Origin of the sequence: Roseinatronobacter sp. S2 (genome assembly GCF_029581395.1) — a bacterium.
Lineage (GTDB): Bacteria > Pseudomonadota > Alphaproteobacteria > Rhodobacterales > Rhodobacteraceae > Roseinatronobacter.
The window spans coordinates 3269730-3283890 of record NZ_CP121113.1; the positions used below are offsets into that span (position 1 = coordinate 3269730).

Consider the following 14161-nt stretch of genomic DNA (forward strand, 5'->3'; position numbering starts at 1 on the left):
CCCTCTGATTCAGATGTGCTGTCCCAATGCGCGAAAGGCCCGCAAAATATGCGGGCCTTTGGGTGCTTGGGTGTCACAGCGCGTTACAACGCGCCCCGGATGCGGTCGGCGACATCTTCGCTGACCCATTCGGTCCAGATTTCTTCATGTGTCAGAAGAAACTCGAACGCGGCGTCTTCGCCAAGTGCCTGATTTTCATTCATGAAAACAAGCATTTCGTTCATCACATCGCCAGGGAATACGCGGTTTTCAAAATAGGATGCCGCAGGCCCCGCCTTATCCATGAAGCCGGAAGTGACAACGGTTTCCACCTCTGACATGGTCCATGACGTCGGCTGCGGGTCCAGACAATCCTGCTCGGACAATGCGATGCACTCGTCCCAGTTTTCAGAGCCTGCCCATTCGGCCTCGAACGGCAACAAAACCATCTCGTATTTGCCGATCATCGATGTGGGTGCCCAGTAATAGCCGAACCACGGAACGCCACGTTCCGCCGCGCGCGCCATGGACCCGTCCAGCCCTGCGGCTGATCCGGGGTCAACCAGACGCCAGCCCTTGTCTTCCATTTCAAACGCGCGGAACAGGTTGGCATTGATCAACTGGCACCCCCAACCGGCCGGGCAGCCAATGAAAGCGCCCTTGGACGGGTCTTCGGGATGGGGGAACAAATCGGGCCGTTCCAAAAGCTTCTCGACCGTGTCGAGTTCGGGATATTCGGCGTGAAATGCAGGTGTCACCCACCAGCCTTCGCCCAGATCGGTGATGGGGGCGTCATTCAGGGCGTGCAGGCTGCCTTCTTCTTTTGCGGCATCCAGCGCAACGCGCACGGCATTGATCCACAATTCAGGGGCGACATCCGGCTGGCCACGCTCGCTCATGGACGCGAAGGTTGTTTCTGTTGCGCCGGGAACCAGCGTGACATCGCAGCCATACCCTTCTTCCAGAATGATCGCATCGACATTCGCCATCAGTTCCGCCGAGGCCCAGTTCATTTCGGCAATCGACACCGCACCGCAATCATCCGCAACGGCAGCATTTGTCAAACCTACGGTCAACGCAAGCGCACTGGCGGCGCCCATAATTCCTGATTTCATGATGATCTCCCCATTATATTCGCATTTTTTTGCTTCACTGAACCGCATCCTCCAGGAAATCTGGTGGCTTCGCCGTAGGGATTGGCAAAAAGCGACAGATCCGGTTCACTAATGTCGCAAAAAGACCACATGCAACTTGTGTTGTAAAGTCGCATTCCCCAGATTCCGGCGGGGGGCGGGCGATATGGCACATGCAACACCCACCGCCAAAAATGTTGGCACAATCCACTTGCCAGCCTGCATCAGGCCTGCGTTAATCATACCAGACAAGACATAAGGGGTAGTATGGGCAGCAAACGCAAACGCATTTGGGGGTGGTGGGCTTTTGATTGGGCGAACCAGCCTTACAACACTTTGCTTCTGACCTTCATTTTCGCACCCTATTTCGCCGCATCGGTCGCGCCGGACCCTGTCACAGGACAGGCGATGTGGGGCTGGATGCTGGCAATATCAGGGCTGCTGACCGCGTTTTTCGCACCCATCCTTGGGGCGATTGCGGATAATTCAGGCTATAAACGCATCTGGATTTTGCTGTGGTCGCTGCTGTATGTGACGGGCGCGGCAGCACTGTGGTGGGCCACACCGGGCGCAGAGCAAGGGACAATCCTGCTGGTGCTTGTGGCGTTCGCTGTGGGGTTGGTGGGGCTGGAATACGGGATCGTGTTCACCAACTCCGTTTTGCCCAGCCTTGCCCCGCGCACGGAACTGGGGCGCATTTCCGGCACGGGCTGGGCCTTGGGCTATGTGGGGGGGCTTGTGTCGCTGGCGGTCATGCTGGCGCTTCTGGCAGAAAATGATGCAGGCGTTACCATGCTGGGGATTGCGCCGCTGTTCGGTCTGGACCCGGAGTTGCGCGAAGGCACGCGCGCCGTCGGGCCATTTGCAGCGCTTTGGTATGTCATCTTTGTGATCCCGTTTTTCCTGTGGGTCAGGGAACCACCCACCCCGCGCAAGGCACCCGGCGCAGTGGCACGCGGCCTGCGCGAATTGAAAGAAACGCTGCGCGCCCTGCCCACACGGCGCAGTCTGTTTGCCTATCTGGGATCGTCCATGCTGTATCGCGACGCGCTGAACGGCATTTATGCCTTTGGCGGGATTTACGCGATCGGGGTGCTGGAATGGAATATCATCCAGATCGGTGTTTTCGGCATTCTGGCGGCGGCGGTGGGCGCTGTGGCCTGCTGGTTCGGCGGTAAGCTGGATTCCCGCTTTGGCCCGAAACCGGTAATCATTGGCTGTATATTGCTGCTGATCGTCGTCTGCGCGATCATCGTCAGCACAGACCGCAGCATGGTGCTGTTCATACCTGTAGACGCGTCATCACAGATGCCCGACATCGTATTCTACATTTGCGGCGGGCTTATTGGCGCAGGCGGGGGCACACTTCAGGCGGCATCGCGCACGATGCTGGTGCGGCAGGCCAACCCCGAACGCATGACCGAAGGGTTTGGCCTTTATGCGCTGTCGGGCAAGGTGCTGTCCTTCATCGCGCCTGCACTGATTGCACTGGCCACCACGGTAACAGGCGACCAACGGCTGGGGGTCACCCCGCTGATAGGGCTATTCGCCCTGGGGCTTGTGCTGCTACTATGGGTCAAACCCGAAGGAGAGCCGGAATTCAAATGCGCATCATCATCCTGACCCTGTTTCTGGCCATAGCCCCCGGTCTGACCGCTGCGCAATCGCTGGCCAACCAGATGTTTGGCGCACATGCCATGCCATCCCTGCAAGCGCCCGAAGCCATCGGGTCATATGCCAATGGCTGCGCGGCGGGGCTGGTGCGCCTGCCGGAAACGGGGCCGACATGGCAGGCCATGCGCCTGTCGCGTAATCGCAACTGGGGCCACCCAGACGCAATTGCCTATGTGCAGGACCTGTCGCGCAAGGCCGTGCAGATCGGCTGGAACGGGCTATATGTCGGCGACATCAGCCAGCCGCGCGGGGGGCCGATGACATCGGGCCATGCCAGCCACCAGATCGGGCTGGATATAGATATCTGGATGCTGCCGCCCACGCGCCTGAACCTGTCGCGCGCTGAGCGCGAAAGCCTGAGTTCGATTTCCGTGCGCACCAACGATCAGCGCAGTATCAATTCCAACTGGACGCGCGCGCATCATGAATTGCTGAAACAAGCCGCGCTTGATCCCCGCGTGGACCGTATTTTTGTGGCGGCAGCCGTCAAACTGGAAATGTGCAAAACCGCGACGCGCGCCGATACACCATGGTTGCAGAAAATCCGCCCCGCAGTCGGGCATAACTATCATTTTCATGTGCGCCTGTCCTGCCCGCGCGGAAACCGCCATTGCGTCACCCAGTCGCCCACGGTGGCGGAACTGTCCAAAGGCGGAAATGGCTGCGATGAAACGCTGGACTGGTGGGTGACCGATTTCCTGAACCCGCCACGGCGCGAACGCACCGAACCCCCGGCGCCGCGCACCCGCCACCCGCGCGAATTCACGATGGCCGACCTGCCCGCCCAGTGCCAGCAGGTTCTGGCCACACAATAGGCCGCGCCATACTTGCCTTTCGATGCCAGTATCGCTATCTGGCGCCATGCCGCTTGCGGCACAAGTCTCCGCAACCTTGAAAAAAACGGAATACATATTATGACCCGCGCCCACCTGCCCGGCATTATTGCCATGGCGGCGATTGTCGTCGCATCGAATATCCTTGTTCAATTCCTGTTCGGAAACTGGCTGACATGGGGGGCATTCACCTACCCGCTGGCCTTTTTGGTCAATGACGTCATGAACCGCGTCTATGGCCCGCAAGCCGCGCGGCGCGTGGTGTGGGTTGGCTTTGCCGTGGGCGTTGCCTGTTCCCTGATCGGCACACAGATTATCGGCGAATATGGCCCGCTGGTGACGTTGCGTATTGCGGTGGGGTCGGGCATTGCCTTCCTGACTGCGCAACTTGTCGATGTCGCAATATTCGACCGCCTGCGCGAAGACAAACATGGCGGTCCATGGTGGCGCGCGCCACTGGCATCCACGCTTGTGGGGTCCACATTGGACACTGCCTTATTTTTCAGCATCGCCTTTTCGGCAACCTTGGCGTTCATCGAACCTGCCAATGATGTGTCCTGGGCGGGGGAAGTCCTGCCAATGCTGGGCTTCGGGCCGGAAGTGCCGCTATGGGTTAGCCTTGCGGTCGCAGATTGGGGCGTAAAGCTGAGTCTGGCCTTGCTGGCTTTGGTGCCATTCAGACTGATCGTCCGCAAAAAAACGCAACCTGTCGCATAATTTCTTTTGACAAACACAAAATATGTGCCACCATCCTAATTAACAGCAACCAAATGAAAGGAGGTGGTCCAGTGTCTAGAGTGATGTTGGAGAGAGGTGCAAAGACAGTCAAAGGGGGCAAAACCTGACGGCAGCCCTGATGGGGACACCCTTTTGATTGGGCCAATGCTCTAATTTGGCTCCATCTCCTGAAGCTCGTTTAGGGCCGCCTTGTTTCAGGCGGCCCTTTCGATTCACCCCGAATTTCCGAACAGCCACACCATGCGTATCAATGACGATATAACCTTGCAGGATTGGGAACTGACTGAATCGTTCACCCGTTCATCAGGACCGGGGGGACAGAATGTCAACAAGGTGTCCAGCGCCGTTGAATTGCGGTTTGAAGCTGAACGCAGCCCGAACCTGCCCGCGCCTGTCAAAACGCGGCTAAAACGGCTGGCCGGACGTCGCTGGAGTCTGGATGGCGCCCTTATCTTGCGCGTTGAAGATACGCGGTCGCAAGCGCGCAACCGTGAAATTGCCCGCGCGCGTCTGGTAGAGCTGATACAACAGGCCCTGAAGCGCCCCAAACCGCGCATCGGAACCCGCCCGACACTGGCCAGCAAACGCCGCAGGCTTGAATCGAAGGCCCATCGCGCCGATATCAAGGCCCTGCGCAACGCACCCAAACCCGACTAATCCGGCCTGATATAACGCCCCCTTTCATCATTTGGTCATACTGTTCCGCCATCATCCCAAACAGGAGCTTGCATTCGTGAACGCCGCGTCCATGTCCAGAATCCTGTTGAACCTGATTGCGGATCAGGTGCGCCCTGCCTTTGTGCAGACGGCAGCGCTGTGCCTGCGCGACGGCCCTGCGGGACCAGAGGTTCTGCTGGTCCAGACATTGCGCCTGCACCAATGGGTAATCCCCAAAGGATGGCCCATGAAGGGAAAATCGCTGGCGCAAGCCGCCGCGATCGAAGCGTGGGAAGAAGCCGGTGTGCGCGGCACTGTTTCAGACACCCCAATCGGTGCTTTCACCTATACAAAGATCAAGAAAAGCGGGCTGCCCGTCAGTTGCCGCGCGCAAATATACCGGCTGGATGTCAAGAAGGTTTCCGACACCTACCCCGAAGCGCACAAGCGCATTCGCAAATGGTTTCCGCTGGAACAAGCGGCGCAGATTGTGCGTGATGCCGAAGTGCAGCTTCTGCTAGACAGTCTACAGACAAAGTAGCGCAGACCTGCGATCCATATTGTCGCACACGACGAATCCTGATACCGCGCCTCACGTCATAAATTTGTTACAAACAGGTATTCGCTGTGTCCAACCTTTCGGAAAAGTCATGGAAGACGCTTAACAAGGACCTGGCACGCCTTTCGGCTATGGAACGGGCGATGGCCTATTCCGCGCGCCCCTTGGTGGCACCGGGCCTTGCACTGGCTTTCATGGTTGTGACGGGGTTGGCTGTTGCGGCCTTTATCGGGTTTGAACCGCTGGGTCTGATCGTCATTGCGGCGGCCATCATCGGGGCCTACATGGCCATCAATATCGGCGCCAATGACGTGGCCAACAATATGGGGCCGACGGTCGGGGCGCGCGCGCTGACAATCGGAACCGCGCTTATTGTTGCGGCAATCTGTGAAACTGCGGGCGCGCTTATTGCGGGCGGCGATGTTGTCAACACCGTGTCACGCGGCATTATTGCGCCCGAATCTGTTGCCGAAACGCAAATTTTCATATGGGCGATGATGGCAGCACTTCTGGCAGGTGCGCTGTGGATCAACCTTGCGACATGGATCGGCGCGCCGGTCTCCACCACGCATTCGATCGTTGGCGGGGTTATGGGTGCGGGCATTGCGGCAGCCGGGTTTGCCGCTGTCAATTGGCCTACAATGGCACGCATTGCCGCAAGCTGGGTCATATCGCCGGTTCTGGGCGGGATATTTGCAGCCATTTTTCTGGCCATCATCAAGTCCCGCATCATCTACCGCCCCGACATGATTCAGGCCGCACGCTACTGGGTGCCAATCCTGATCGGGATTATGGGGGGCTGTTTCACCACCTATCTGGCCCTGAAAGGTGTGAACAAGATCATAAAGATCGAGTTTGGCACCGCGGTGGCGCTGGGGGTCGCGTTCGGCACTGTGCTGACCTTTGCGATGCGCCCCGTCATTCGCCGACAAAGTCAGGGCATGGAAAACCGCAAGAAATCCCTGAAGATCCTGTTCAATATCCCGTTGATCTTCTCGGCGGCGCTGCTGTCCTTTGCGCATGGGGCCAATGACGTGGCCAATGCCATCGGGCCGGTTGCCGCGATTGTCCACGCGGTGCGCGATGGCGGGGCGTCAGACAATGTGGGCATACCGCTTTGGGTTATGCTGATTGGCGGTATTGGCCTGTCAATCGGGCTGTTGCTGTTCGGGCCGAAGCTGATCAATCTTGTCGGCAGTGAAATCACGCGCCTGAACGCCATGCGCGCCTATTGCGTGTCACTCGCCGCAGCGATCACCGTTATTTTTGCATCGTGGCTGGGGCTGCCGGTCAGTTCCACGCATATTGCCATCGGGGCGATCTTCGGGGTGGGTTTCTTTCGCGAATGGTATCATGAACGCATTCTGAATGAACGCCGCGTGGACACCACCACCCCTGTCGAAGTGCGCAAACGGAAAAAAGTTGTGCGCCGCGCGCATTTCCTGACCATCCTTGCGGCATGGATTGTGACGGTTCCATCTGCTGCGGTGCTGTCTGCGGGCCTGTTCTATCTGATGAACCTGATCAGCTATTAAGGGGCATACGGCATCGCTGCGCGCCTGCGGTATCCGTTCACGCAGAAAAATCGCATATTTCGGCGGTGCATCTTGCTGTCGGAATGATCTTGCCTGATCATGCCCCCACCCGCCATGCATGCAGAAGGCGTATAGCCCATGTCCAGTTTCACAACGCGCCCTGAGATCACCGGCACATTCGGCGTCGTCACATCGACCCACTGGATTGCATCCAGCGTGGGGATGGCCATGCTGGAACGTGGCGGAAATGCCTTTGATGCGGCGGTGGCTGCTGGATTGGTGCTGCAAGTGGTGGAACCACACCTGAACGGACCGGCGGGTGAATTGCCTGCAATCCTGTGGTCGGCGCAGGCGCAGCGCACCGATGTCATCAGCGCACAAGGCCCTGCGCCCGCAGGTGCCACAATCGCGCATTACCGCGCGCAGGGCCTGCGCCATGTGCCCGGCGACGGGTTGCTGGCCACTGTCATCCCCGGCGCATGGGATGGCTGGATGCTGATGTTGCGCGATTACGGGCGGCTGTCGCTGCGCGATGTGCTTGAACCGGCTATCCATTATTGCAGCGCCGGTCATCCCTGCCTGCCGCGCGTGGCCAACACCTTGGCGGGGCTGGCCGCGTTCTTTCGCGACAACTGGCCCAGTTCTTATGAGACTTGGGTGCCCGGCGGCCAAGTGCCCGTTGCGGGCCAGCTGCTGCGCAATCCAGCACTTGCGCGCACCTATACCCGCATCCTGGCGCAGGCCGAATCCCATCAGTCCCGCAACGCCCAGATCGAAGCTGCGCGCAATGCCTTCTACCGCGGTTTTGTCGCTGAGGAGATGGACGCCTGGCTGGCCAAACAGGAATTGCCCGACAGCGAAGGGCGCATGCAGCGCGCAGTTCTGACTGCGGCGGATATGGCAGGCTACAGCGCGCAGATTGAAACGCCCGTCTGGGGGCGCTACGGTGATTGGGATATTGCCAAATGCGGGGCGTGGACACAGGGACCAGTGCTGCTGCAATCGCTTGCGCTTCTGGACGGGATGGACCTGCGCGATCTTGACCCGCATGGGGCGGACTTCATCCATCTGGTCACAGAGGCGATGAAACTGGCCTTTGCCGACCGCGAGGTCTATCTGGCGGACCCGAATTTCACCGATGTTCCCCTGCAAGGCTTGCTGTCGGCAGAGTATAACGCCGCGCGCCGCGCGCTGATTGGCGGGCAGGCCAGTCTGGACCTGAACCCCGGCACAGTGCCGGGCTTTGCGGCGCAGCGCAGCGCCATGCTGGCCGCATTGGAGCGCCTGAGCCGCACCGATGGCGCAGTCTATGAACCGACAATGGCACATCTTGCCCGCAAACGTGGCGATACCGTGCATCTGGATGTCATCGACGCCGAGGGCAACATGGTCGCGGCCACGCCATCGGGCGGCTGGCTGCAAAGCTCGCCCGCCATTCCATCGCTGGGCTTTTGCCTGAATTCCCGCGCGCAGATGTTCTGGCTGGAAGACGGGCTGCCCGGATCACTGGCCCCCGGAAAACGCCCGCGCACCACGCTGTCACCGACATTTGCCATGCACAATGGCCGCCCGCGTATGGTGTTCGGCACCCCCGGCGGTGACCAGCAGGACCAGTGGCAGTTGATATTCTTCCTGTATCACGCGGAATTCGGCATGGGGCTGCAACAGGCCCTTGATGCACCGCTGTTTCATTCCACGCATTTTCCCGCCAGCTTCTACCCGCGTTCTCGCAGCCCCGGCCAGATCATGGTCGAGGACACATTCGGCCCGCAGGTCATCGCGGATTTGCGCGCGCGCGGGCATGACGTGCAGACCGCCCCGCATATGAGCATCGGGCGGCTGACGGCGGCGGCGCAAGGGGCTGATGGCATATTGCGCGCAGGCGCGTCACCGCGCCTGATGCAGGCTTATGCCGTGGGACGGTAGAGCATGTTGCTCAAAAGTGGGGACCGGTTTTGAGCTTCTCGGACATGCGAAATCAATAAGTTAGAGCATGTCTCGTGAATGCGAATGAACGTGACATGCTCTAACACCCTATTCAGGATAAAGCACGCAAGCGACTTCATGCCCGTCGGAAATCTTGCGCCGTTTGGGTGATGGGTGGCTGTCAAACGTCACCACCAGCGCAGCGCCGGACTCTGCAATCTTCGCGGCCTCTGCCAATGATGCGGGGCGCGCGGCAAGCACTTCGGACAGTTGCGCACGCGCTGTGCCCACGCCTTTGGGTGCGGGAATGCGCACTGCCAGCCCCTCGCGTTCGGGCAGGCCCAGCGCATCGCGGTTGCGTTCTTCCAGATCCCATTCGGCAAGGGCCGCAATCACATCGCGCCCTTCCCAGCCGCAGGTGACAGTCGCCAAGGGGCAGCGGTTGTGGAACCGGCAGCCATTGGGAATATCGCTGGCAGACGGAATTTCCCCTGCCGATTCCAGCGGCGGCTTTTTGACTGACGGATCAGGTTCCGGCGATGCATCGAGCAGCAGTTGCGTATAAGGGTGGCGGCGTTCGGCGATCACCTTTTCCGTGGGGCCAACCTCGACAATTTCACCCAGATACATGATCGCGGTGCGGTCCGCGACATAGCGGATCGTCGGCAGATCATGGCTGACATAGATAAAGGAAATCCCCATCTCGTCGCGGAAATGGCGCATCAGGTTCAGCACGCCCGCGCGGATGGACACATCCAGCATCGACACAGGTTCATCCGCGATGATAAAGCGCGGCTCCAGCACGATGGCGCGGGCGATGGCAACACGCTGACGCTGCCCGCCGGACAATTCGTGCGGAAAGCGCTCCATATACGTCTCGGCCGGTTTCAGGCCCGCGCGTTCCAGCGATTGCACCACCAGTTCGCGCCGCTTGGCGCCCTTGGCCAATCCGTGTATCGTCAGCGGCTCGCCCACAATGTCCTGAATGGTGAAGCGCGGGTTCAGTGTTTGATACGGGTCCTGAAACACCATCTGCGCACGGCGGCGAAACGCCTTCAGGGCTGCCCCCTTAAGTGGGGCAATGTCTTCCCCCTCCGACACGATACGTCCGGCGGTCGGGTCTTGCAGCCGCACCAGCATTTCGCCCGTCGTCGTCTTGCCCGACCCGGATTCACCCGCCAGCCCCAGAATTTCGCCTTCCTGCAAGGTCAGGTCAATGCCGTCCACCGCATGAACGAAGGTTTCGGATTTGCCGAAAAACCCGCCCGCTATGGGGAAATGCTTGACCAGCCCTTCTACCTGCAAGACCTCGGCGCTGGCTTTATGTTCGCGGCGGGTCACGCTGGTGACTTCTTCATTCAGGCGCTGGCCCACCTTGGCCCATGCGTCATTCGTTGCCGCAACACGGCGGAATTCCTCCACACGGTCAGGGTAATGGCAGGCGGCATAGCGCCCCTCGCCAACCTCATGCTGTGCCGGGTCTTCGGCAATGCAGCGTTCCGTCGCAAAAGGGCAGCGTTCGGCAAAACGGCAGCCTTTGGGCGAGTCCAGCAGATTGGGCGGTGTGCCGGGAATGGAGATCAATTCGCGCTGCGCCCCTTCAAGTGTGGGGAACGCGTTGGTCAGCCCCATCGTATAGGGGTGGAAGGGTTGGCCGAACACCTGTCGCACAGGGCCGGTTTCCATGATCTTGCCACCATACATGACCGCCACGCGGTCGCAGGTCTGCACCACGACCGAAATATCATGCGTGATGAACATCAGTGCCATGCCGCGTTCACGCCGCAGCCGCGCCAGCCGCGACAGGATTTGCGCCTGTGTCACCACATCCAGCGCGGTGGTCGGTTCATCCGCGATCAGCAGTTGCGGCTGAAGCGCCATCGCCATGGCAATAACCGCGCGCTGTTTCATGCCGCCCGACATTTCATGCGGATAGGCGCGCAGGCGAGAGGGGTCCAGACCCACGGCGCGGAACAGGTCTTCGGCCTGCGCCCACGCATCGGCCTTGTCGATCTTGATATGCGCGTTCATCGCCTCGACGATCTGGTCGCCCACGCGGTAGATCGGATCAAGCGCATTCATCGCCGCTTGCGAAATCCACGCGATTTCCTTCCATCGGACGCGGCGCATATCCTCGCCGTGCAAGGGCACCAGATCACGGCCCGCAAAATCGATCACGCCGCGCGGGATTTCGCCATTGGGCGGCAGCAGCTTCAGCATCGCCTTAGCAGCCGTGGTCTTGCCACAACCGGATTCGCCCACCAGTCCCAGCGCCTCGCCCGGGGCAATGGTGAAATCAATACCATCGACGGCCTGCACCGGCCCTGCGCCGGTGCGGTAATGAATGGCCAGATCGCGCACATCCAGCAGGGTTTGTGGTGCCATATCCTTCATTGCCGCGCTCTCAATCTTGGGTTTGCGACCACTTCCAGCGACCGCGAGATGAAAAAGACCGACAGCACCGTCGTCATGATAAGAATACCCGGCGGCAGATTCCACCACCACGCAGTCCGCCACGCACCCGACAGGCGCGCATCATGCAAGATACCGCCCCAGCTGATGGATTGCGGCGGGCCAAGCCCAAGGAAAGACAGCGTCGCTTCGGCAATGATCGACACGCCGACGATGATGGCCAGTTCCAGAAACACCAGCGGCAACACATTGGGGAAAATATGCAGATACATGATCCGCAGATCGGACGCGCCCGCCACGCGCGCGGCCTTGACGAAAGGACGTTCGCGCAATGACAGCACCTGTGACCGGATCAACCGTGCGACCGTGCGCCATGTCAGCAAGCTGACCGCCAGAATAACAATCGTCAGGCTGGGCTGGAACAACAGCACCAAAATCAGCGCAAAGGGTTCAAACGGGATGCCATACATCACATCGACCGTGCGCATCAGGATGGTTTCAGTGCGCCCCCGGTAATAGCCTGCAATCAGGCCGACATTCGTGCCGATCAGCACGACCAGCGTGGCCCCCAGAAAGCCCACCAACAACGCGATCTGGCTGCCATGCACGTTCTGACTGAAAAGATCACGGCCCAGATGGTCGGTGCCGAACCAATGCTCGCGCGAGGGGGGCGAAAGGCGCGTGACAAACCGGTCCGACCCAAGCGCCAGCCAGTCATCGCCAACGACCAGAAGCGCGCGCAAATGACGCTCGCTTTCAGTGGGCGCAATCTGCCACGCGGCACCGTCCCATTCCATGATGATGCCATTGCGCCCCGCCGCAACCGCGCGCCCGTCATCGCCGATCCAGCCGGCGCGCAGCGCGCGGGTGTCGGGTGCAGGGTCCGTGGTCCACGCGCCATCTGCGGTGTCACGCCGCACCAGCGTGCCGCGTTCACCCACAACCAGCGCGGTGCCGCCCGGCGCGATATGAATGTGGTTCAGATCTCGGCTGGACCCGATGCGTTCCAGCGCCGCCGTTCCCGTGTCCGGGTCATAGCGGATGGCCAACCCCCGTTCGCCCACGATCAGGGCTGTGCCATCAGCATCCAGCGCCACAGCATTCAGAGGGAAACCGCGCCCGACAGGGCTGTCGATTTCCGCAATATTGCCTGCGGTTGCATCCAGAAGCCAGATTTCTTCATTCGCGCCGACAATCAGCGCAGTGACAGCATCCAGCCATATCACCGAACGCAGATCGGCTTCGGGGGCGGGAATAACCTGCCAGCCTGTGTCATTGCCCAACAGGATGGTGCCCAAGCCGCCCACCACAATTGCGCGCCCGTCTGCGTTCAGGTCAACCGCGTTCAGATCAGCCTCGGTTTCGACATCAACGCGCGCCCAGTCGCCCTCGGTCGCGCGCGTCCAGACTGTGCCGCTACGCCCGACAATAATGGATTGTCCGGCGTGATGGGCAGCGTCGTTCAGCGCCAAGGGCCCCAGACTTTCGCGCAATTCCCACACATCAGAACCGCGCACCAGAACCGAGCCATCCTCGATCTCATTGATATGGCGCGGGTCATGCGGGGACAGCAGCGGCGCAAACAGCGCCATTGCGATGATCACACCCAGCACACACATGCCAATCACGGCCAGCCGGTCTTGCACCATCAACCGCAGAGGCCCCATGGCCGCGCGTAAAATCGGGGGAAGGGTCATCGGAAGCTCACCCTTGGGTCAAGTGTGGTGTACAAGATATCCACCAGCAAATTCAAAGAGATGACGAAAGCCGCCATGATCAGGAAGCTGGCCTGCGCCAGTGGAAAGTCCGACGTGCGCACCGCGTTCAGGATTTCGCGCCCCAGACCGGGCCATGAAAACACCACCTCGACCACCACCTGCCCGCCTGCGGCCAGACCGATGGTTACCGCAAGCTGTGTGACAACCGGTAACAGCGCATTGCGCGCGGCGTGCTTATACAGAATGTCGCGTTCTGGCAGGCCCTTGGCGCGGGCCATTTCAATGAAATCCTCGCCATACACCTCCAGCATGGTGTTGCGCATGATCAGCATAGGCGATCCAAGATAGTACAGCGCCACAATCAGCACCGGCAAAATCGCATGCCACAGAAAATCCAGCGTGAATATCTTGTCCAGAAAACCATCCGCATCATAGGGCAGCGTGCGCATACCTGATGTCGGAAACATCAACAGCCCCACCCCGAAGATCAGAATGGCGATCATACCCGTCCAGAACATCGGGGCGGACCGGAACATCAACCCCACAAAAATGCCCACTGTGTCGGTGCTGGACCCACGCCGCCATGACAGCCACGCACCCAAAGGCACGCCAATCGCATAGGCCAGCACAATCGCGGCCAGCATCAGCACCATGGTATTGCCCAGACGTTCCCAGACAATTTCAGACACCGGCGCGCGGTAGCTGAAAGACGTGCCGAATTCGCCTTGCACAGCATTGGTCAGAAACAGCACATATTGCCGCCATAGCGGATCTTCCAGACCGAACTGGGCGCGCACGGCGGCACGCTGTTCGGCATTCAGCCCTTCGGTAATCAACACCGAGGTCGGGTCTGGCAGGCCCATGCGAAACAGGAAAAACAGGATCGTCGCGATAATCCACAGCGAAAAAACCGCCTGTAGAACGCGTTTGATCAGATAGGTGCGGCGTGTCATTGCCTGAACTTTCTGGGCGCTTTCCCACTTGACCCGGTCAAAGC

Annotated in this window: 11 protein-coding genes; 7 read left to right on the forward strand and 4 right to left on the reverse strand. The window is 60.0% G+C overall.

The genetic code is table 11. The features are described 5' to 3' along the window. Positions 1–83: 83 nt before the first annotated feature. On the reverse strand, positions 84–1094 hold the full coding sequence (locus P8S53_RS15750) for a glycine betaine ABC transporter substrate-binding protein (protein ID WP_277804928.1): 1011 nt from the start codon (positions 1092–1094) through the stop codon (positions 84–86). A gap of 285 nt (positions 1095–1379) precedes the next feature. Here P8S53_RS15750 and P8S53_RS15755 point away from each other — a divergent pair, with 285 nt between their 5' ends. The 7 genes from P8S53_RS15755 (at position 1380) to P8S53_RS15785 (ending at position 9034) form a co-directional block, all read left to right on the forward strand. Then, the gene (locus tag P8S53_RS15755) at positions 1380–2735 is read left to right on the forward strand and encodes an MFS transporter (RefSeq protein ID WP_277804929.1); all 1356 of its coding nucleotides are present in this window, start codon (positions 1380–1382) and stop codon (positions 2733–2735) included. Next, positions 2717–3601, forward strand: a complete 885-nt coding sequence (gene mepA / locus P8S53_RS15760) for a penicillin-insensitive murein endopeptidase (RefSeq protein WP_277804930.1) — start codon at positions 2717–2719, stop codon at positions 3599–3601. Before P8S53_RS15755 ends, mepA begins: the two co-directional genes overlap by 19 nt. Before the next feature lie 99 nt (positions 3602–3700). After that, positions 3701–4336 carry a queuosine precursor transporter gene (locus tag P8S53_RS15765; protein WP_277804931.1) on the forward strand — a complete coding sequence of 212 codons (636 nt, stop codon included), beginning with the start codon at positions 3701–3703 and terminating at the stop codon, positions 4334–4336. A 261-nt stretch (positions 4337–4597) separates the two neighbouring features. Further along, positions 4598–5014: an alternative ribosome rescue aminoacyl-tRNA hydrolase ArfB gene (gene arfB / locus P8S53_RS15770; protein ID WP_277804932.1), complete on the forward strand. Its 417-nt coding sequence runs from the start codon at positions 4598–4600 to the stop codon at positions 5012–5014. Between the two features lie 76 nt (positions 5015–5090). Then, on the forward strand, positions 5091–5555 hold the full coding sequence (locus tag P8S53_RS15775; RefSeq protein WP_277804933.1) for an NUDIX hydrolase: 465 nt from the start codon (positions 5091–5093) through the stop codon (positions 5553–5555). Positions 5556–5704: 149 nt separating this feature from the next. Continuing rightward, positions 5705–7108 carry an inorganic phosphate transporter gene (locus P8S53_RS15780; protein WP_373418532.1) on the forward strand — a complete coding sequence of 468 codons (1404 nt, stop codon included), beginning with the start codon at positions 5705–5707 and terminating at the stop codon, positions 7106–7108. Positions 7109–7246: 138 nt separating this feature from the next. Continuing rightward, positions 7247–9034, forward strand: a complete 1788-nt coding sequence (locus P8S53_RS15785) for a gamma-glutamyltransferase family protein (RefSeq protein ID WP_277804935.1) — start codon at positions 7247–7249, stop codon at positions 9032–9034. Positions 9035–9142: 108 nt separating this feature from the next. Here P8S53_RS15785 and P8S53_RS15790 read toward each other — a convergent pair whose 3' ends face one another. From P8S53_RS15790 to P8S53_RS15800, 3 genes are read right to left on the reverse strand one after another with little or no spacing between them, the layout of a single operon-like run. Next, positions 9143–11428, reverse strand: coding sequence for an ABC transporter ATP-binding protein (locus P8S53_RS15790; protein ID WP_277804936.1), 2286 nt, complete (start codon positions 11426–11428; stop codon positions 9143–9145). Further along, entirely contained in the window at positions 11425–13143 is a 1719-nt protein-coding gene (locus P8S53_RS15795) for an ABC transporter permease subunit (RefSeq protein WP_277804937.1), read from the reverse strand. The genes P8S53_RS15790 and P8S53_RS15795 overlap by 4 nt, the downstream gene beginning before the upstream one ends. Next, a complete protein-coding gene (locus P8S53_RS15800) occupies positions 13140–14117 on the reverse strand; it encodes an ABC transporter permease (RefSeq protein WP_277804938.1) in 978 nt (325 codons plus the stop codon). The genes P8S53_RS15795 and P8S53_RS15800 overlap by 4 nt, the downstream gene beginning before the upstream one ends. Positions 14118–14161 lie beyond the last annotated feature (44 nt).